This is a genomic window from Methanophagales archaeon (assembly GCA_021159465.1).
GTDB lineage: Archaea > Halobacteriota > Syntropharchaeia > Alkanophagales > Methanospirareceae > G60ANME1.
The window spans coordinates 1-18,821 of sequence record JAGGRR010000015.1 but is presented as its reverse complement, the minus strand read 5'-3'; the positions used below and the strand labels follow the sequence as shown (position 1 = coordinate 18,821).

At 45.8% G+C, this 18,821-nt stretch carries 20 protein-coding genes and 1 tRNA gene; 15 read left to right on the top strand and 6 right to left on the bottom strand.

The genetic code is table 11. The features are described 5' to 3' along the window. Positions 1-29: 29 nt before the first annotated feature. A complete protein-coding gene (locus tag J7J01_00465; protein MCD6209365.1) occupies positions 30-1,457 on the bottom strand; it encodes a transposase in 1,428 nt (475 codons plus the stop codon). A gap of 354 nt (positions 1,458-1,811) precedes the next feature. Then, the gene (locus J7J01_00460) at positions 1,812-2,498 is read right to left on the bottom strand and encodes a DUF115 domain-containing protein (GenBank protein MCD6209364.1); all 687 of its coding nucleotides are present in this window, start codon (positions 2,496-2,498) and stop codon (positions 1,812-1,814) included. Between the two features lie 68 nt (positions 2,499-2,566). Here J7J01_00460 and J7J01_00455 point away from each other — a divergent pair, with 68 nt between their 5' ends. Continuing rightward, on the top strand, positions 2,567-4,054 hold the full coding sequence (locus J7J01_00455) for an NAD-binding protein (protein MCD6209363.1): 1,488 nt from the start codon (positions 2,567-2,569) through the stop codon (positions 4,052-4,054). A gap of 9 nt (positions 4,055-4,063) precedes the next feature. Here the strand turns inward: J7J01_00455 and J7J01_00450 are convergent, their stop codons facing one another. Continuing rightward, positions 4,064-4,372, bottom strand: coding sequence for a DUF424 family protein (locus J7J01_00450; protein MCD6209362.1), 309 nt, complete (start codon positions 4,370-4,372; stop codon positions 4,064-4,066). A 160-nt stretch (positions 4,373-4,532) separates the two neighbouring features. Between J7J01_00450 and J7J01_00445 the strand changes: the two genes are divergently transcribed. The 11 genes from J7J01_00445 to uppS all read left to right on the top strand — a co-directional run bounded on the left by J7J01_00445 (position 4,533) and on the right by uppS (position 12,416). Then, positions 4,533-4,607 (top strand) — tRNA-Ile (locus J7J01_00445). Between the two features lie 12 nt (positions 4,608-4,619). Continuing rightward, a complete protein-coding gene (locus J7J01_00440) occupies positions 4,620-4,988 on the top strand; it encodes a methanogenesis marker protein 6 (GenBank protein MCD6209361.1) in 369 nt (122 codons plus the stop codon). Next, complete coding sequence (locus J7J01_00435; protein ID MCD6209360.1) at positions 4,981-6,180, top strand: bifunctional 5,6,7,8-tetrahydromethanopterin hydro-lyase/3-hexulose-6-phosphate synthase; 1,200 nt, start codon at positions 4,981-4,983, stop codon at positions 6,178-6,180. The genes J7J01_00440 and J7J01_00435 overlap by 8 nt, the downstream gene beginning before the upstream one ends. A gap of 15 nt (positions 6,181-6,195) precedes the next feature. After that, positions 6,196-6,921, top strand: a complete 726-nt coding sequence (locus J7J01_00430) for a hypothetical protein (GenBank protein MCD6209359.1) — start codon at positions 6,196-6,198, stop codon at positions 6,919-6,921. Between the two features lie 23 nt (positions 6,922-6,944). Then, positions 6,945-7,277: an MGMT family protein gene (locus J7J01_00425; protein ID MCD6209358.1), complete on the top strand. Its 333-nt coding sequence runs from the start codon at positions 6,945-6,947 to the stop codon at positions 7,275-7,277. After that, positions 7,274-7,756, top strand: a complete 483-nt coding sequence (locus J7J01_00420; protein MCD6209357.1) for a Mut7-C RNAse domain-containing protein — start codon at positions 7,274-7,276, stop codon at positions 7,754-7,756. The genes J7J01_00425 and J7J01_00420 overlap by 4 nt, the downstream gene beginning before the upstream one ends. 106 nt (positions 7,757-7,862) lie before the next feature. Continuing rightward, positions 7,863-8,546, top strand: coding sequence for a ribose-5-phosphate isomerase RpiA (rpiA, locus tag J7J01_00415; protein ID MCD6209356.1), 684 nt, complete (start codon positions 7,863-7,865; stop codon positions 8,544-8,546). Between the two features lie 10 nt (positions 8,547-8,556). After that, the gene (locus J7J01_00410) at positions 8,557-9,273 is read left to right on the top strand and encodes a (5-formylfuran-3-yl)methyl phosphate synthase (protein ID MCD6209355.1); all 717 of its coding nucleotides are present in this window, start codon (positions 8,557-8,559) and stop codon (positions 9,271-9,273) included. Between the two features lie 254 nt (positions 9,274-9,527). Then, positions 9,528-9,977 (top strand): thioredoxin, encoded by a 450-nt coding sequence (gene trxA, locus J7J01_00405; protein MCD6209354.1) that lies wholly within the window; start codon positions 9,528-9,530, stop codon positions 9,975-9,977. A gap of 25 nt (positions 9,978-10,002) precedes the next feature. Continuing rightward, on the top strand, positions 10,003-11,520 hold the full coding sequence (locus tag J7J01_00400; protein ID MCD6209353.1) for a DNA-directed DNA polymerase II small subunit: 1,518 nt from the start codon (positions 10,003-10,005) through the stop codon (positions 11,518-11,520). A 2-nt stretch (positions 11,521-11,522) separates the two neighbouring features. Beyond that, a complete protein-coding gene (uppS, locus tag J7J01_00395; protein MCD6209352.1) occupies positions 11,523-12,416 on the top strand; it encodes a di-trans,poly-cis-decaprenylcistransferase in 894 nt (297 codons plus the stop codon). Positions 12,417-12,432: 16 nt separating this feature from the next. On the opposite strand, the gene J7J01_00390 is transcribed toward uppS, so the two are convergent. The 3 genes from J7J01_00390 to J7J01_00380 are packed head-to-tail and all read right to left on the bottom strand — an operon-like array spanning position 12,433 to position 13,638. Beyond that, positions 12,433-12,696 (bottom strand): hypothetical protein, encoded by a 264-nt coding sequence (locus J7J01_00390; GenBank protein MCD6209351.1) that lies wholly within the window; start codon positions 12,694-12,696, stop codon positions 12,433-12,435. Beyond that, on the bottom strand, positions 12,693-13,442 hold the full coding sequence (locus tag J7J01_00385; protein MCD6209350.1) for a 2,5-diamino-6-(ribosylamino)-4(3H)-pyrimidinone 5'-phosphate reductase: 750 nt from the start codon (positions 13,440-13,442) through the stop codon (positions 12,693-12,695). Before J7J01_00385 ends, J7J01_00390 begins: the two co-directional genes overlap by 4 nt. Beyond that, a complete protein-coding gene (locus tag J7J01_00380; protein ID MCD6209349.1) occupies positions 13,426-13,638 on the bottom strand; it encodes a hypothetical protein in 213 nt (70 codons plus the stop codon). Before J7J01_00380 ends, J7J01_00385 begins: the two co-directional genes overlap by 17 nt. Positions 13,639-13,736: 98 nt before the next feature. Here J7J01_00380 and hisC point away from each other — a divergent pair, with 98 nt between their 5' ends. The 3 genes from hisC (at position 13,737) to J7J01_00365 (ending at position 18,458) form a co-directional block, all read left to right on the top strand. Further along, complete coding sequence (hisC, locus tag J7J01_00375; GenBank protein ID MCD6209348.1) at positions 13,737-14,828, top strand: histidinol-phosphate transaminase; 1,092 nt, start codon at positions 13,737-13,739, stop codon at positions 14,826-14,828. Positions 14,829-14,956: 128 nt separating this feature from the next. Then, positions 14,957-17,845 (top strand): alanine--tRNA ligase, encoded by a 2,889-nt coding sequence (gene alaS, locus J7J01_00370; protein ID MCD6209347.1) that lies wholly within the window; start codon positions 14,957-14,959, stop codon positions 17,843-17,845. Then, positions 17,808-18,458: an NAD-binding protein gene (locus tag J7J01_00365; protein ID MCD6209346.1), complete on the top strand. Its 651-nt coding sequence runs from the start codon at positions 17,808-17,810 to the stop codon at positions 18,456-18,458. The genes alaS and J7J01_00365 overlap by 38 nt, the downstream gene beginning before the upstream one ends. The last annotated feature ends 363 nt before the right edge of the window (positions 18,459-18,821 follow it).

The following is an 18,821-nucleotide window of genomic DNA, read 5'->3' as shown; positions in this document are numbered from 1 at the left end:
CTTTTATCTTTTATAACCTTAACTCCGCATCATTTAGGGAATAAGTTTAACTCAAGTTTCTCGTCCAGCTCCCTAACCTTTTTTGGAACCTCGGACATCAGTTCTTTGTCTCCATATTCCACTTTGTAGACTTTGGCATATTCATCCATCAAATCCATGGGAGATACCTTGTTTAGCATTCCTTTCTCTCTCAGCATGCACTGCAACTTGCAGTATCCGTAAAGAGAAAGGAAGGACACAAATAAATGACCAAATACGCTCTCATTGTCCTGTAAATACATTTTATCTGCGTTCAGCACGTTTTTGTATACGTCGAAGGCTTTCTCCACTCCTTCTCTCTGCTTGTACATCAGGAAGATATCCTTTGGTTCTTTATCTAGATCAGAGATGATAAGGATTTTGCCTGCCCTCTTCAACCCCTTTTCTATCTCTTCCTTGCTGATTTTGCCTTTATCATGCTTTTTATATAGGGTTATTTCCTCTTCAGCTCTCAGGGTGACGTCCTCGAAGAGGTAGAGGTAGTAGCTCTTCTTTTTCCTTTCACCTTTAATCTCTTTCCCGGTTTTACCGCACTTTATGAGTCTTTCCCTGTAGAAGAAATGGTCTTTAACATCTATTTCTTCTTCGTAAAGCTTGCTATTCCTTCTAGCAGGAATAACAAAAGATGCTTTGTCCAACAGGAACTTTACCACCCCCATGGAGAAGAAGCCCCTGTCCAGCATAAGGATTACGTGGGAATCAATCTCCTTCACACTATTGTAGATTGAAGTTATATCTCTGACTGAACCGGGTAAAGCCTTTATCATCGCCGGTAAACCATCCGAGGAGTATAGTAATGCAATGTTGATCTGGGGGATGTGTATCTTGTCCTTGTTGTACCCCACTTCAGCGAAATTGATGGCTGACCTGGTGAAAACTACGCTCAAGTCATAAACAAAGCTCTCCCCCTTCATCAACTGATTGAAGACAGCATTCTGCCCTTCCCTGTCCAATCCGACTTCTCTCAACACTGTTGACAGCTTCTTGGGGTTCAAGTTGGGCGATAAACCCTTCATGTACAGTTTCTCCCACACAGCCTTAACCCTCTTCAGAGGGACGTAATCCATAACTCTCACCAACGCAAGGGCGTATATCTCCTCCCAGCTCTCAAATACCTTGAGAGAAGGAACAATATCCTTCATAGCCTCCTGAAGTAACACAGCATTCCCATACTGCTTTACAGTGACCCTTTTCTCCTTCTTTTCTCTCAAACCATCCCTGCTTAACTTCCCTATGTATGTAGATTTCTTTCTTCTCTTCTTCGCTTTCTTATCCCAGTAAGTCGTCGACCTGTAGACATAATAACTGTTTGCCTGCTTCTTTATCTCGATCCCCTTCTCCCCACTCTCCCTCTGTTTCTTAACCCAGTCCTTAACCCATTGCTCCATGTATTCCCTATAGGGAATAACACTATACATAGTTTTCTATCCGCTAGAATCTCCGATCAAAGAATAAAGGTTTAGCGGGGGAATATCCAAAAAGTTAAACCCTAAAAATGGAAGAGTTAAGGTTAATAATTATATTTCTCTAAATAAAATATCTGTAATATTCGTAGCCACAATTTCACATAACTTCGGTATATCCGCATTACTGCATAAATAACTCCCATTTGGTATTATATCTGCAATGCGTATATCCTTCCATTTTGGTGTTATATCCGCAATATTGCGCATATACATCCCTCTGGATGAAACTCCCATTTCCTCGATTTTCCTTCCTTACATCGTTTTACGCCTCCTCCATTCTCTTTCTCACACAAACTATCAAACTATCTAATGGACTGGGATGCACCCTTCTATCAGTCGTTTTGCCCACTTCAGTTTCTTCCTCTTCCTTTCGGTTACTTGCGTATCCTCGAAATCAAACCCTAAAAGCTCTATCCGCCTCGCACCAAACTCCTTCGCAATGAATACACAGCGGTCACCATCAGTGAATCCCCCGAAGTTGAAGATATTTGAGGAGGCGTGCCCATGAGGAGTTATCGGACTGCTCTGGGCTGTGCATATCACATTCGCATTCAGTGCAGGCAGTACCTTCTTCAACATCTCTATATTGTCACCATGTGCATGCACAATGACTATCGAACTGAGTCTGTTTGCATATATTATATCAGGGATATATCCATCCAGGTCACTAACAATGACATCAGGTAATATGGCATCGCGAACGAGAACAGAAGTGGCACCGTCCGCGGCGATTATAACGCGTCCGCGCTGTGAAGGTTCGCGTTCGAGCCCCTTAGCCTTTATGTCATCTTCCAAACAGGGTGCATTACCACATACTATCGCTTCTTTACCATTTATTCGCTCTTCTAACTCATTCTGTACCCTCAAGCTATTTATAGCTCTATGACCCATAATTTCTGATGCTATTCTCATCGCTTCTTTATCTCTCTCTTCATCAAACCCAAAATCTTTCAGTATCTCCTCGTATATCGAGCGCCAATCACTGTTCCGCATTATCTTAATAATAGTAATAAATGATACATTGAGAGTATGTATATTAGTTAAAAGAATACATTAAGCAAATGGCAGGAGATACAGATACTGAGGTAAGCGGGACAGAGCAGAAGAGAGGGAAAGTAGTGCAGGTTATCTGTGGCTGCGGGCGAATGGGCTACGCAGTGGCAAAGGAATTGAAGCGGTGTGGTATTGATGTCGTCATTGTGGATATAGATGATAAGAAGGTGGAACTGCTGAAAGAAGAGGACTTCATTGCGTTCGTGGGGGATATAAGCGACCCGGATACGGTAGAGGTTATAAAAAGCGAGGGTACGCCAGAAGTGGTCTTTATCATGAGCAGCAATGGCGAGGTGAACAGGAAGGCGGCGAGGAATATAAAGGAGAAGTTACCAGATGCTCAGCTTGTAGTGCGAGCGATTGAACCGGGGGATAAAGAGGCACTGAAGGAGCTGGATGTGGATGTGATTCTTGCTATACCAGATCTGACAGCGAAAACAGCACTGGACTATCTGGAGCGGATGAGGTTCAGGAAGAAGGCGAAGAAATTAACGCAAATAATAGGCGAGATAAAGAAGAAGCCCGACGGTAAGTTAGGTATTATCGTCCATGACAGTCCAGATCCTGACGCAATAGCTTCCGGACTCGCACTCAAGCAGATAGCAAGGCAGGTAGGAGTACCAGCGGATATACTCTACAGGGGCGAGATAGGACACCACGTGAATCGCGCATTTGTGAACATCCTGGGGATAGAGATGCGGAGGATAGAAAGAGAAGATGATTTGCGAAGCTATGAGAAACTGGCACTGGTTGACGCCTCTGTTCCTGGCGCTAACAATCCATTAACCGATAAAAATGACGTGTCTATTATCATAGATCACCATGTAGCGAACGATAAGGGTAAAGTGCATGCCGAATTCATAGATATACAGACAGATAGTGGTGCAACATCAACGATGATGACGAGGTATCTGCGTGAGCTGGGTATACCGGTAGACAAAATTCTTGCAACTGCGTTATTACATGGTATAAGGACAGATACAAGTGGATTTAAGCGAGAGACACACCCGGCAGATTTCTATGCCGCGGCATTCCTGCATTTGAGGGCAGATAAAGAGCTATTAGATCAGATAGAGACGCCTCCCATGTCCACAGAGATGTTGAATGTGGTGGGGGGTGCGATACAGCATAAGAAGATAAAGGGGAGTTATCTGATCACGAGTGTGGGGGTAGTAGCGAATCGCGACGCCATACCGCAGGCGGCGGATTATCTGCTCAATCTGGAAGGGATATCAACGGTGGTGGTGATAGGGCTATGCGAGGACATGATATGCGTTTCAGGGCGGAGTAAAGATATAAGGGTGAATATAGGAGATGCTTTTGTACGCGCGTTCGGGGATATCGGCTCAGCGGGCGGGCATGCTACGATGGCTGCGGCACAGTTGCCACTGGGCATCTTCAAGGGTGTAAAGGACAAGGAGACGATAATGCAGCTTGCGGAAGATGCGGTATCAAGGCGGTTCCTCTCGGTGATGAAGGAAGAGAAGAGCGAATAGATAAAAAATTTATATACGCACCATCTGTGCGTGCGGTACACCTTCGATGAATATCACATTTGCCTCTTCGATGAAGGAATTGGCAAGTGCACATCTTACCGCCCTTTCTCCAACCAGATTCGCAATCGTTGCCTGCCTCAGATTCGCAATCACTTCGCGCTCGGTTACTGCTTCACCTTTATAAAAGGATTCTGATACCTCAAGACTGAGCTCACCCTCCTCTAAACGCCTCCCTATCAGCTCGCTATCGCAAACCGCCACGAGCACATCGAGCCCGAGTTCGTACCTCTTTATGTATATATCCCCCCGATTATGCACAATAGTAATGAAAAAGAGAAGGTAAAAGAAAAAAGTTTGGTATGAAGGTATAATGGAATAAAGCTATACAAAGAAAAGGAACTAAAACTTTTAGTGTAGAATGAATAGAATGGATATAGGAATAAAGGAATAAAGAATATATCTTTACATCTTATGTTATGGGCTCGTAGCTTAGGCTGGTTGGAGCGCTCGGCTGATAACCGAGAGGTCCGGAGTTCAAATCTCCGCGGGCCCATAAAGGGGGTAAATGAAGGATATGAGTATTGAGACGAGGGAGATATTGATCTCACCGGATTCGAAGGTAACACCGGCGCAAATGAAGGGCAAGATTCTGGCGATACTTAGTGGCTCGAACAGGAGTATCAAGGTGAAGGAGACATGTTATGGTGCATTAGTGGAGGGAGAAGCGGACGAATTGAAGCAGATAATAGATGAAGTGAGAGAGATGGACAGGAATGGTATCTACTCGAAACCGCGAGGCTTTCCTATTGGTGACCCGCGAATATGCCGTGCCACGAGGCGAGGAGGTCCGAGACCCGGTTTCCATCAGCTTGAACTGGAACACTCGCTCTTACCAAAAGTAAGGAGAGCACTGGATAAGATAGAAGGTGAATAAGGATATGTATGTTGGGGAGGCACTGATAGGGGAAGGTCCAGAGGTTGCTCACATTGATCTTATGATAGGGGACAAGTATGGACCTGTAGGAATGGCATTCACAAATGCCCTCAGCCAGTTATCTGTCGGGCACACTCCGGTATTCGCAGTGATAAGACCGAATCTACCAGTAAAACCACCTACATTGATCGTACCGAAAGTGACGGTGCAGAACATGAAGGATGCGGATAAGATATTTGGACCTGCACAGAGTGCAATAGCGAAAGCGGTAGCAGATTCGGTGGAGGAGGGGATAATACAGGCGGAGAAAGCGGAGGATCTCGTGGTGATTGCAAGTGTGTTCGTGCATCCCCAGGCGCGTGATTATAATAAGATATATCGGTTCAACTATGGGGCAGCGAAATTAGCGATAAAGAGGGCGATGACCGGCTTCCCGGATGTAAAGAAGGTGCTGTACGAGAAGGACAGGTCACGACATCCTGCCCTGGGTATGAAAGTGACGAAGTTGTGGGACCCACCATATCTGCAGGTTGCACTGGACATACCAAATTGGGGGCATATGGAGCAGGTGATAAAGGCATTGCCACGGAATGACCATCTGATTATAGAGGCAGGTACGCCATTGATAAAGCGATACGGAGTGGATATAGTGGGTAAGATAAAGGAGATAAAGCCCGAGACGTTTGTGATTGCCGATTTGAAGACGCTCGATACCGGTAATCTGGAGGCGAGAATGGTTGCGGACTCTGGTGCTGATGCAGTAGTAATCTCAGGTCTGGCACCGCTTCGGACAATAGAGAAAGCGATAGAAGAAGCGAAGAAGACAGGCATTTACTCCAGCCTGGATATGTTGAATGTGAGAAGTCCGATAGAGCTGCTAAAAGAGTTGAGCATAGGAGGACTAATGCCAGATGTTGTGGAACTGCATCGTGCGATAGACGTTGAAGAACTGGGAGAACAGCATGCGTGGGGGAATATAGAGGAGATAAAACGTATAGGTGGTGGGATTCTGGTTGCGGTTGCAGGAGGGATAAGGGAGGAGAATGCACCTGAGGCATTGAAGGGCGGTGCAGATATACTGATTGTGGGTCGTGGTATAACAAATTCAAGGGATGTGGAAGGTACAGCGAGGCGATTCCTGAGATTGATGAAGGAGGAGATAGACCAGTACCGGGTGATGACCGATTTCTGATATCTATCAGATATTATGAGGCTGATTTTCGTGATGGACCTGCTCAACGGCATGGTGGTACATGCAAAGAGGGGGGCACGTGAGAAATATCAGCCGGTTCATCTTTTCAGTTCGATTGTCAGCACATCGGAGCCCGGGCAAGTCATAGAGAAGATAAAACCTGCTGCTGTTTATATCGCCGACCTGAACAGGCTGATGGGTAACGGTTCCAACCGGGAGATACTGGATGAGTTGAGACATAGGTACAGAACAATGTGGATGGCGCTGGATTATGGTATAAAATCCATAGCGGACATCGGAGATATAATTGATATAGCTGACAGCATCATTCTGGGTACAGAAACAGCATCACTGGATTTGATTCGTGAAATAGCTTCTAAATCCTCATCAGCCTCCTTAACTATACCTGTGACCGTGACTGTGAGTATAGACCTCTTCAATAAGGAGGTACAGACCTCTGATAGGAGAATGAGGATAGACCCTCTGAGCTTGATAACGGAGTTAAATTCTTATCCAATTCGGGATATTATCTTACTGGAACTGGACAGAGTGGGCACGGGGATAGGCGTAGACTTTGATTTCCTCGCTCGCGCTGTAGAATGCTCTGAGCATGATATCCTGTGCGGTGGTGGTGTGAGAAGTTGTGAAGACCTCTACAAAATGGAGGATATAGGAGTAAAGGGTGTACTTGTTGCTACTGCCATCCATAATGGTACAATTCCGGTCTCTTACCTGCATTAATTGCTATTGCTATTGCTATTGCAATGGATGAGGGTGAGACATTTCAGGAAGCGGTATTGAAGTTAGTGATGCAGATACCGAAGGGCAGAGTGACGACATACGGTAGAATAGCCAACGAAGTAAAGGGTTCAGTACATGCCGCCCGTGCAGTTGGACAGGCACTTGCGAAGAATCCCCACCCGGGGGTTATACCCTGCCATCGGGTGGTGCGAAGTGACGGTGATATAGGGGGTTATAGTCAGGGTATAGCGAAGAAGATAGAGCTACTGAGAGCAGAGGGGATAGAGATAGAAGGTAGAAAGGTGAAGAAGATCAATGAGGTACTTTTTCAGTTTTCCAGTGTTGGGAGAGGATGAGATTCGTAACTGATAGAATGTTGGGGAAATTGAGCACGTGGTTGCGTATCCTGGGCTACGATACAGTATATGCGGCGGACCTGGATGTTAAAGATGATGAAGACCGATTTATAGTCACATTCGCGGAACGAGAGGGGCGGATATTGCTCACACGTGATAGGGATATGATAAGAGAAGCAAAGCGGAGGGGTATTCGATATGTGTATGTGAAAGGCGGAGAGGTGATGGAACAGTTGAAGGAGTTACTTCACCATAAAATCGACATAAATCTTGAACCCGTACCGCGTCGGTGCAGCACCTGCAATGGTGAGCTCAGAAAGGTGAAGGACGGGGAAGAGGCTATGCTACTGGCTAAGAGCTATGTTCCAGGAGATAAAATAGGGAAGTGGGAGTTCTGGGTCTGTAATAGCTGTGGCAGGATATACTGGAAAGGCTCTCACTGGCTAAATATGCGTGAGAGACTGAAAGGGCTGAGATAAAATATACTTCGCTCCATTATTATTATCACTATCCATACCTGCAAAAGGCAAAAAGGCAAGAGGTAAAAATAGAAAAATACTTAATATGGAAAAGACAGATTGAGAGATGACGGTGGATAAGAGCATGAAGAAGGAGAAAGCAGCGGAATCTGTTGTATCAATGGTGAAAGATGGCATGGTGGTTGGTCTTGGTACGGGCTCTACAGCGGAACTGGCGATAATGAAGCTGGGAGAGCGTGTAAAAGTAGAGGAGCTTGAGATTCTCGGTGTCCCTACTTCGCTCAGAACCGAGATGGTCGCGATAGAATCCGGTATTCGCGTTACCACGCTCTCTGAGCACCCTTCGCTCGATATCAGCATAGATGGTGCGGACCAGGTTGATTTACAGTTAAACCTGGTAAAGGGCGGCTGGGGCTCGCATACAAAGGAGAAGATAGTATCATACGCGGCGAAGAGGTTTGTTATCTGCGTTGATGACAGCAAAATGGTGAAACGCTTGAATAAGCCGGTTCCTTTGGAGGTATTGCCATACGCAGTGAAGGTGGTCGAGGCACAGGTGAAGCAGCTTGGCGGTGTTCCCGTCCTGAGGCAGGATGGGAATAGAGGCGGTTATTTCATCACAGAAGGAGGGAACCTGATATTGGATGTGGATATGGGGACTATAAATAATCCAGAGGAGATGAGTATGGCTCTCTCTTCGATCGTTGGCTCTGTTGAGCATGGTATCTTTACCAATGCTTCGGAAGTGCATGTGGGTGATGATGAAGGTGTGGAGATATTAAAGAAATAAGGGAAAGGAAATGAGATTGTTGGTAAGTCCGAAGGATTTGGAAGAAGCGAAGGCAGTGATTCAGGGTGACGCGGACATAATAGATGTGAAGAATCCATCTGAGGGTTCTCTGGGTGCGAATTTTCCCTGGGTTATCAAGTCAGTAAAGGAGCTGGTTATGAGTGAGTGTGGTGAAGCGGTAGAAGTGAGCGCAGCGATAGGGGATTTCGATTATAGACCAGGAACTGCTTCTTTAGCTGCATTAGGTGCTGCATCTGCAGGTGCTGAATACGTAAAGGTTGGTCTTTTTGGGATAAGAGATAAGCAGGAGGCGATTAACCTCCTCTCCGGGGTGGTTAGAGCGGTGAAGAACGTCGCATCCACAAAGAAAGTGGTTTCTGCTTTCTATTCTGACTATAAGCGAATAAATTCGATCTCACCTTTTGAGATCTCTGAGATTGCAGAGGCGGTGGATATAGATGTGGCAATGCTCGATACAGGTATAAAAGACGGGCGTTCAACACTGGAATTCATGAGTGAAGAGGAACTCAGGCGCTTTATTGGAGAATCAAAGGCGCTTGGACTGGAAACAGCACTCGCAGGCTCGCTTAAGTTCGAGGATGTACCCAGGATAAAGAAGATAGCACCCGATATAATAGGTGTCCGGGGCATGGTCTGTGGAGGAGATCGGAGAGCGAAGGTGAGAGAGGACCTGGTACGGAATTTGAAGAGAATGATAGTGGAGTGATATTTTATTTATAATAATGAAGAATACTAGAATTGCCCTCTTCGAAGAGTAGTAAGATAGGATGATTACTATGGGCAAACGGGGGGCAACAGAGAGCCGTATTGTACGGTCCCTGCGGTAGCAACATTTAATTTGATGTGAGCAATGACCGCAAGAGGTAACCACAATACGGTACAATAACATCTAACAACAAAACTTAAATAGATAAAAGCTATTTCTTATGCTGTTTCATAAAGACAAAGGAGGGTATCAGGATGAAGGAAGAGGGTAGTGGCAATAAAGATTTCGAGATAGAGCAGATAAAAGCGAAGAAGATGCGTGAAATGGAAGCGAGAATGAGTGCAATGAGAGGAAATAAGAAAGGTGAGGGGTCAAAGGAGTTAATTGACCACCCCCTGACCCTGGATGATAGCAGTTTTATACCAACCGTGAGGAAATATCCACTGGTCGTGGTAGATTGCTGGGCTCCATGGTGCGCGCCATGCAGAATGGTGTCACCGATAATAGATGAGCTGGCGCGTGAATATGCGGGTAAGGTTGTTTTTGGGAAGCTGAATGTGGATGAGAATCCACGGATTGCCGCTGAGTTCGCTATCATGGCTATACCCACAATGTTCATATTTAAGAACGGCGAGCCGGTGGATGTTATCCAGGGCGCTTTACCAAAACCATATCTCGAAGCGAAGTTGAAGGAATGGATCTGATCCGAGATTCTATCAAGAATGAGCGATGGATGGTCCAAAGCGCGGGGGCAGAGAGATCGAGGTAGGGGTTGAGGTTGAGTTAGAGATAGTGAAGCGATTTGCTGAGCTGGGATATCAGGTACAGCCTGATGTCATTGATTTATTAAGGCAATATCAATTGGAGCAAGGAGTTGGGATCAACGAGATAGCGGAATGGGTGGCTAAATCGCTTGATTCCTCATCCATATTTGTCATCTCCGGAGAGAAGATAGCAGAACTCATCAAGCAACAGCAACAGCATCGAGCACCGAAGCAGAGGCGAGCACCACCCGGAATTGTTAAATCGTTCTCCAATAGTGGTAACAGTGTGCAGCAGGGTGATTTCTTACAGCATTTCATCAGCAGATACGAGGAGATAGGGGGTATAATAAAGAGGAGGATGAATAGTTCCCAGATAAGATTTGTTAGAAATACAAGAACGGACGAAGATGTTTCCGTGGTGGGCATGGTCTCCTCGGTGAACAAAACAGCGAGGGGCAATCTCCTGGTTGATTTAGAAGACCCTTCAGGGCATATCCCGGTGGTCATACCCCCACATAATGAGGTAATTCCTGATGAGGTGATAGGTGTGACCGGTACTCTAACCAGGAGCGGTTATCTGTTTGCCCATAGGCTGGTGTATCCCGATGTCCCGCTCCATAAATCAGCGTCAGCGCAGTCTTCTTTGCCGCTTGCATCCTCATGCGAAGATGAAGAACCTGAGTATGCGCTGTTTATATCCGATATGCATGTAGGTAGCCATACTTTCCGGGAAGATGCATGGGATAGCTTTGTGGACTGGCTGAGAGAAGAAGCCAGGAGCAGAGGTATAGACATCGGTTATCTGATTGTTGCAGGTGATATCGTGGACGGGATAGGTGTATACCCAGGACAGGAGAATGATCTGGCAATTGCAGATATAGAGGAGCAGTATAAGACGGCAGCGCGCTGTCTTCGGCGCATACCCGGTGGTATACACGTGGTGCTTGCACCGGGTAACCACGATGCAGTAAGGAGTGCAGAGCCTCAGCCACCATTGTATGAGGATTTCCAGCGCTTCTTCTCCTCTGATACCTGCTTCGTGAGCAATCCCGCATACATAAAGATTGGTAGCAGAATTGTATTGATATATCACGGTCAATCTTTTGACGACTTCGTTAACTCTGTATCACGCCTGAATTATTCAAAACCTGAAGATATGATGGTAGAGATGCTAAGGAGGAGGCATATAGCGCCGATATATGGTAACAGTGTGTCCATTATCCCGGATGGGCATGATTATGGTGTGATAAACCCCATACCCGATATACTCCATTGCGGACATACACATACAGTTGGAATTGCAAGATATCGTGATGTGCTACTGATAAATTCAGGAACCTGGCAGTCACAGACGCAATATCAGAAGAAGAGAGGTATAAGTCCCGTTGTCGGATGTGCAACACTGGTAGAGCTCTCTCAGATGAAGACAAAAGTGCTGGACTTTGGTAAAGGTAGAGGTAAAGGTAAAGGTAGAGAGGGATAGAGATGAAGCGAGAAGTTGCGAGGCTATGCAATTGGCTCCGTGACAGGGCGTATGGCGAATATGAGAGGATGTTGGAGGAGGAGATACTGGAACGAAGCTTGCCTGAACACGTGGCTATAATCATGGATGGTAACAGGCGATTTGCGAGGAAGATAGGAGTTTCTGCAGAGGAGGGCTACCTTTATGGCGCTGAAGTGACAGAGCGAATGATTGAGTGGTGTTTTGATCTCGGCATAAAGCAACTCACGATATACGCTTTCTCAATCGAGAACTTCTGCCGTACGGAAGAGGAGAAGGAGCAGCTATTTGAACTCATGCGTGCCGAGTTTGAGAAGATAAGTAAGGATGATAGGGTACACCGTCGCGGTGTAAGGGTGAGAGCAATAGGAAATATCAGCTTACTGCCGGCGAGTGTGAGAGAAGCGATAAAGAAAGCAGAGCACGCAACCGAGCGATACAGGAATTTCAGGTTATTTATAGCAGTGGCTTATAGTGGCAGGATGGAGATACTGGATTCAGTACGAATAATTGCGGGCATGGTGAAGAAGGGACTGCTATCCGCATCAGAAATAAATGAGGATACAATATCACAGCATTTGTATATAAGTGAGAGCAAGTTGAGGGATGGGAGTCCATGTACAGGTACAGGTACAGAGGAGGATGTGAAGACAGCAGTGGACCTGATTATAAGGACAGGGGGCGAGATGAGGTTGAGCAATTTTGTGCCATGGCAGGCATTGGGCAACGAATGCGCAGCTTATTTCTGCGCACCTTTCTGGCCAGAGTTCAGAAGAATAGACCTGCTCAGGGCGATAAGAACCTATCAGGAGCGTGAGGAGGAGAGAAAGAGATATACAGTGAAGAGGATGCTAAAATTGGTGAAAACGTTCTCCTGAATCCATATTCAGCACTTCACTTTGGTCCAAGCTTCTCTATCAGGATACTCTTACCGCAGTTGCTACATTTCAATCTATAAGGTCTCCTCCTGAGCGTTACAGTTGATTCCTCCTCTGTTTCACAATAGGGGCACTTCAACCAGTAGTTGAAAACCTTCTCATCCTTCTTGCGCCATAGGAATACCTCGCCTTTCACTTCTCCATCGTTGTCCCTCAGTTTTCGCCGCGTTATGTATGCAAAATCCTTTATATTATCCTTTATCCCGGCTGGTAGTTTCATACAATTATGTCTTCCTTATGGTTATGATTAAGAACACGCCATTTTAATAATACACCTTCATCCATTTTATCAGCACTTATAAGCTCCAGCCTTAGCAGTTCTTCATCTCTTACAAACCCCACACCACCCACCGGCGTTGGTGCGCTCTCGCCCCCTATTACCACATTGCCTACATAGATATAAATCTCATCAACCAGCCTTTGAGAGAGCAGAGACCAGTTGAGCGTTCCACCACCTTCCACCATCAATCTGTTCACACCACGCAGCCATAAAAGATATAATAGCTCTTTCAGGTCCACTTCTTCCCTGCCACAGACCACGACCTCCGTCTCCGCTTTATCTCCCAATCGCCCCACATCTTCTACAATCGCACGTTCTGAGACTGCAATTATTCGCATGCCTGCACCTTTGTTCAGAACTTCAGCGTCTATCGGTGTTCTCGCTTTGCTATCCACGATCACACGGATAGGATTTTCGGGTTTGCCCATTTTCTTGCGTTCGTTTCTCCTCTTTTCTGACTTCACGGTTAGTGAAGGATTATCAGCCAGGACTGTGCCTATACCGACCATGATTGCATCGCTACCCGCTCTCAGTGAATCAACCCTATTAAAGTCTTCCACACCGCTTATCCTGAGCTGTTCTCGTCTCACCGATGACACTTTACCATCCACACTCATTGCCATATTTATAAATACAAAAGGTCGGTGTTTGGCGTTCATGGTCTCGGTCTCAAAATATATCCACATCGACAACGCATTTTGGGCATACAATCTTCTTCTTCACCGCTTCACCGGTAATTCCGGGTGTTGTAATACCCTTTATTCGATGTGCTGGATGCGTATCTTCTATTTTTATCTCTATCGCACAGCTCTCACAGAGAGGAATACCGCAGATACTGCACCTTGTCGTTGCTTCTCGCTTACCACATATACCACATGACATGTCTTTTTCTTCTCCCCCGTCATTTATCTCTCTTTGCTTTATTAGCTTTAATCAGTGATTCTATTTTTTATTTTATAGTTATGGTACGAGGAGAAAGGATGAGGATTCGACCCACATTGAAGGATCTGGAGGAATATAAACCTGGGGAATTGATAAAAGGGGCGATAAAGCTGAGCTCGAATGAGAATCCTCTGGGTACCAGTGGGCAGGTAATAACGGAGATAATAGAGAAGATAGAGAGCGGTGAGTTGGACCTTAGCCTGTATCCCTGGGAGGGTGACGAAGCGGAACTTAAGAGTGCAATTGCAGCATATCTTGAAGTGGAAGAGGATAGAATAGTCATAGGTGCTGGTATAGATGGTGTTCTTGATACATTGGTGAGGATATTCATGGGAGAAGGTGATGAGGGGGTAATACCAATTCCTACTTTCTCGCTCTATGAATCGCTTATAAAGATAGCGGGAGGTACGCCAAGATACGTAAAAAGAGAGAAGGACTTCAGTATATCGCTGGATGAGCTAATATCAGCATGTAACGATAGAACAAGGATGATATTCCTCGCTTCCCCGAACAATCCAACCGGTAACAGTATTAAGGAAGAGGACGTGCATGCAATTGCAGCAGCAGTTCCTGAAACAATGGTCATTATAGATGAGGCGTATGCGGAATTTGCACCTTCTTCATTCTCGATGGTGAAACATGTGCGTGGGGATGAGAATATGAACATAGTGGTATTACGGACTTTCTCAAAGGCTTTTGCACTCGCGGGTCTCAGAGTTGGCTATGCTGTGGTTCCAAAGTGGCTCACCGGTATCTATAAACGTGTCGCAATGCCCTTCTCAGTTAATAGCATCGCAATTGCAGCCGCGATTGCAGCACTGCGTGATAAAGAGCACCTGCACAACACAGTCAAACTGATACGGGAAGGCAGGGAGTTCTTGATTGAGCACCTGCAGCCATTCTTCACTGTTTTCCCCTCGGATGCGAATTTCGTACTCGTTGATGTCTCTCCTGCGAAATCTCATGCTGTTTATGATGCTCTGCTCCGTGAAGGGGTGGTGGTCAGGGATTGCTCCTCCTTCCGCGGTGCTGGCGACTCTCTCATCAGGATTACAGTAGGTACAGAGGAGCAGAATATGAGGGTGGTTAACGCATTGAAGCACATTTATAAGCTTTTTGTGATGCAATAACTGCCAGGTAGTCAGATAAAGGGGGGATAAGGAGAGCTAATAAAATAAATAATAAAGGAGAACGATAGAAAGTATTATAGTATAGAAGATAAAGATAAAGAGGAAAGGTGTGAGGTGTTTTTCAGAGGATGAACAATCATGATCAGGGGGTAGATGTAGCTCGTGAACATGAACATGAAGATGAGTATAATATTAAATACTTTAAAGAGAACGGATTTGTAAGGAAGGAATGCAAGAAGTGTGGTTCCGGGTTCTGGACACGGGACAGAGATAGGGATACATGTGGTGATGCACCATGTGAAATCTACTCGTTCATTGGTGCGCCTCTATTTAAGGAGCATAGTCCAGAAGAGATACGGGAATCTTTCTTATCGTTCTTCGAATTGAGGAACCATACACGACTGAAGAGGTACCCGGTAGTAGCACGCTGGCGAGATGATATTTACCTCAATATCGCTTCCATTGCCAACTTCCAGCCGTTAATCACCTCCGGCAGCGTTCCTCCACCAGCAAATCCACTCGTCATCTCACAGCCGTGTATCAGGCTTGAGGACCTGCACTCGATAGGTAAGAGTGGACGACATCTAACGATGTTCGAGATGATGGGGCATCATGCATTCAATAAACGCGGTGAGAAGGAGATATACTGGAAGAACGAGACTGTGCAGTACTGTGATGAGTTCTTGAAGCAACTGGGAGTAGCAGAAGAGGGAATAACGTATAAGGAAGCGCCGTGGGTGGGCGGAGGAAATGCAGGACCCTGTCTTGAGGTCATAGCAGGAGGTCTAGAACTCGCCACACTGGTATTCATGGACCTTGAAGCTGTTCATCATCGTAGTAACAGTAATAATAACAGTAACGGTGATACCTTTATAGGAGGGCAGTGGTACAGGAAGATGGAGACGTACATAGTAGACACGGGATATGGACTGGAACGATTTGTGTGGGCATCAAAAGGTACACCCACGGTGTATGATGCGATATTCCCGGAAGTGATAGAAGAACTGCTGGGTTCTGTTGGGATGGAACACCCAAAGGAGAGATATTACAACGAGTTGATAGAAATAGCACGATTATCTGGTGTGATGAATAAGCGAGAGATAGCCCGGAAGCTGCAGCTATCTGATGATTTCTTTGATAATTTCCTTGAGCCACTGGAGACGGTCTATGCAGTTGCAGACCACACGCGGTGCTTGGCTTTCATGCTCGCTGATGGTATAGTGCCATCGAATGCGAAGGAGGGTTATCTTGCGAGACTGGTTATAAGACAGGCATTGAGAATGCTTAAATCGTTACAATGCGATATGCCATTAGAAGAGCTTGTTTCGCTTCACATAAAAATGTTAAGGAAGTCATTTCCAGAGTTGGCGGAATCTGTGGATATGATAAATGAGATGCTGGCATTGGAGAAGCGGAGATACGAAGAGACCTTATCGAAGGGTGAGCGGCTAATAAGACAGATGATGATGGAGCGCAAAGGGATATCCATTGATACACTCATCAATTTGTATGATACGTATGGTATACCACCAGAATTCACAAGAGAGGTTGCTTCCAGGATTCAGAATACAAATGCAAATACAAATGTAACTGCAGATATAAACATACCTGAGGATTTCTATTCCCGGGTTGCGAGAATGCATGGCGAGGCGAAGAGACAAGAAGAAGACATGGCGCTGATGAGTTTGAAGGAACGAACGAAATCAATCCCGAAGACCAGGCAATTGTACTATGATGAGCCAGAATCAACGGTTTTCAGTGCCACTGTGCTGGATTATTTTGATAAGTTCATTGTGCTGGATAGGACACTATTCTATCCAGAAGGTGGTGGTCAGCCTGCTGATACCGGAGTCATCCGTCTCGATACGGGTACTGGCAATGAATTAAAGGTTGTTGACGTGCGAGATGTAGAGGGAGTGATATTGCATGAGGTAGATACAGATACAGATGCGATCGGGATAGAAAGAGGGAAGCAGGTAAGTGGCAGTATAGATTACAGGCGGAGAATGGCGCATACAAGACACCATTCTGCCACACATATAGTAATATGGGCAGCGAGGAAGGTACTGGGCAGGCATGTGTGGCAGGCGGGAGCGCAGAAGGGGGAATTGAGGTCCAGACTTGATATAACTCATTTCAAACGTATTTCAGATGCAGAGAAGCGGGAAATAGAGAAGCTCGCTAATGAGATGGTCATGCGTGATGAGGATATAAGCGCTTCTTTTATGGATCGGAACGAAGCGGAGAGAAGGTACGGTTTTCGTATCTATCAGGGCGGTGTGCCTCCGGGTAAGGAACTGCGAATCGTGCGTATAGGTGCGGATGAAGATGTGCAGGCATGTGCGGGTACTCATTGTTCGAAGACCGGTGAGGTGGGTCCAATAAAGATATTGCGTACAGAACGGATACAGGACGGAATAGAGCGGTTATGGTATTCCGCAGGCGAAGCAGCAGTGATGGAGATACAGGCACGGGATGATTTGATAAAGAGATCGGCATCGGTGCTCAGGATACCGGAGGATAGGCTGCCAGAGACGGTGGAACGGTTCTTTGGTGAGTGGAAGCAGTTGAAGAAAGAGAATGAGCGATTGAGAGCAGAGATAGCGGAATTGCATGTCAGTATTCTGAAAGCCAAGGCACAGGAGCTAGAAGGTATAGGACGAAGGGTAATTGCAGAAATTATACCAGATGCAGATGTGAAGGAGCTGATGAGAATTGCATCGCAGTTATCAACCGAGGGGTTTGTGACATTGCTACTCTCGAGGATAGATAATCGAGTAGCTGTTGTATCCTCTGTGCCCGATACTCTTGATCTGGATGCAGCTATGATAGTGAAGCGAGTTTGTCATGTGCTGGGAGGCGGTGGTGGAGGAACTGCGAAGATGGCAAGAGGAGGTGGCGAGAGGATAGAGCGGATGGGGGATGGTATAGCAGCGGGTCTGGAGCTGGTGAGTGAGCAGTTGAAGGAGATTCGAGATCATGTATCTGATAATAGTGGGGTTAGGGGGAATAGGTAAGAATCTGGTAAAGATAGCAACGAAAGAGAAGAACGATGTTGTGGTGATAGACCAGGATGAGAAGCGCTGCCGCGAGATAGCAGCGCAATATGATGTTCTTACGATTCTGGGAGATGCAACGGAGAGATCAACTCTGGTGCAGGCAGATGCGAGTAAGGCAGATGCACTGATAGCCACCACTTCCGATGATGCAGCAAACCTGATGATGGCATTAACAGCGAAGGGGATGGGAACAAAGAAGACGGTTGCGGTGGTGAATCAGGAGGAGCATGTGGAGATGTTCAAGGAGGCAGGCATCTTCATGTATGAGAATCCAGATATGACCGTTGCCAGTCATCTCTATTTCTCGGTGAAACGCCCGCGGATAAAGGATTTTCTGCCTGTGAGTGGTGGTAAGGCAGAGATTTTCGAGGTTATCGTTTCCGATAAATCGAAGGTAGTGGGGAAGAAGATATCAAAATTGCGTATAAAGGAGGGTATAATCGTGGCAATAGAGCGTGATGGGGATATTATATTACCAAAAGGTGATACTGTGATAAAAGCTCATGATCTCGTGACGATATTTGCAAAGACGAAGAACGTAGAGAGGATCAGTTCTATATTTGCCCCCTGAGCTTTTCGGCTGATTGGGATTGGTAGATGGGTAAAGAGGGTTACAACAAGAAAATTATTTTTTATGGGGGTAAATCTTAACAGGAGATGAGACACAAACACCGCCGATGGTGCATGTACAATTAATCCCCTCCACCAACTATTCACAAAGGATCATCATACCACTCTCCAATCTATCAAAGCACCATTTTTTACCACCGCCACTTAAAACGACAATTTTTAATTGCGTATAATTAAAAGTCAACGGATAAAAACCGAAAAAATTAAAAGCTAAAGTTTCTAATTGCTTTGAAGGTGATATAACCTTCGTAATAAGCGAATTAAAGGCTAAAGCATCGTTAAGGGAGTTTACAGGCTTCTAAGC

What these genes read in the sequence shown, in the direction of transcription:
- J7J01_00465 (MCD6209365.1), bottom strand. Translation starts at nt 1,457, where the DNA reads ATGTATAGTGTTATTCCCTATAGGGAATACATGGAGCAATGGGTTAAG.
- J7J01_00460 (MCD6209364.1), bottom strand. Translation starts at nt 2,498, where the DNA reads ATGCGGAACAGTGATTGGCGCTCGATATACGAGGAGATACTGAAAGAT.
- J7J01_00455 (MCD6209363.1), top strand. Translation starts at nt 2,567, where the DNA reads ATGGCAGGAGATACAGATACTGAGGTAAGCGGGACAGAGCAGAAGAGA.
- J7J01_00440 (MCD6209361.1), top strand. Translation starts at nt 4,620, where the DNA reads ATGAAGGATATGAGTATTGAGACGAGGGAGATATTGATCTCACCGGAT.
- J7J01_00430 (MCD6209359.1), top strand. Translation starts at nt 6,196, where the DNA reads ATGAGGCTGATTTTCGTGATGGACCTGCTCAACGGCATGGTGGTACAT.
- J7J01_00425 (MCD6209358.1), top strand. Translation starts at nt 6,945, where the DNA reads ATGGATGAGGGTGAGACATTTCAGGAAGCGGTATTGAAGTTAGTGATG.
- J7J01_00420 (MCD6209357.1), top strand. Translation starts at nt 7,274, where the DNA reads ATGAGATTCGTAACTGATAGAATGTTGGGGAAATTGAGCACGTGGTTG.
- rpiA (MCD6209356.1), top strand. Translation starts at nt 7,863, where the DNA reads ATGACGGTGGATAAGAGCATGAAGAAGGAGAAAGCAGCGGAATCTGTT.
- J7J01_00410 (MCD6209355.1), top strand. Translation starts at nt 8,557, where the DNA reads ATGAGATTGTTGGTAAGTCCGAAGGATTTGGAAGAAGCGAAGGCAGTG.
- trxA (MCD6209354.1), top strand. Translation starts at nt 9,528, where the DNA reads ATGAAGGAAGAGGGTAGTGGCAATAAAGATTTCGAGATAGAGCAGATA.
- J7J01_00400 (MCD6209353.1), top strand. Translation starts at nt 10,003, where the DNA reads ATGGATGGTCCAAAGCGCGGGGGCAGAGAGATCGAGGTAGGGGTTGAG.
- uppS (MCD6209352.1), top strand. Translation starts at nt 11,523, where the DNA reads ATGAAGCGAGAAGTTGCGAGGCTATGCAATTGGCTCCGTGACAGGGCG.
- J7J01_00390 (MCD6209351.1), bottom strand. Translation starts at nt 12,696, where the DNA reads ATGAAACTACCAGCCGGGATAAAGGATAATATAAAGGATTTTGCATAC.
- J7J01_00385 (MCD6209350.1), bottom strand. Translation starts at nt 13,442, where the DNA reads ATGTGGATATATTTTGAGACCGAGACCATGAACGCCAAACACCGACCT.
- J7J01_00380 (MCD6209349.1), bottom strand. Translation starts at nt 13,638, where the DNA reads ATGTCATGTGGTATATGTGGTAAGCGAGAAGCAACGACAAGGTGCAGT.
- hisC (MCD6209348.1), top strand. Translation starts at nt 13,737, where the DNA reads ATGAGGATTCGACCCACATTGAAGGATCTGGAGGAATATAAACCTGGG.
- alaS (MCD6209347.1), top strand. Translation starts at nt 14,957, where the DNA reads ATGAACAATCATGATCAGGGGGTAGATGTAGCTCGTGAACATGAACAT.
- J7J01_00365 (MCD6209346.1), top strand. Translation starts at nt 17,808, where the DNA reads ATGTATCTGATAATAGTGGGGTTAGGGGGAATAGGTAAGAATCTGGTA.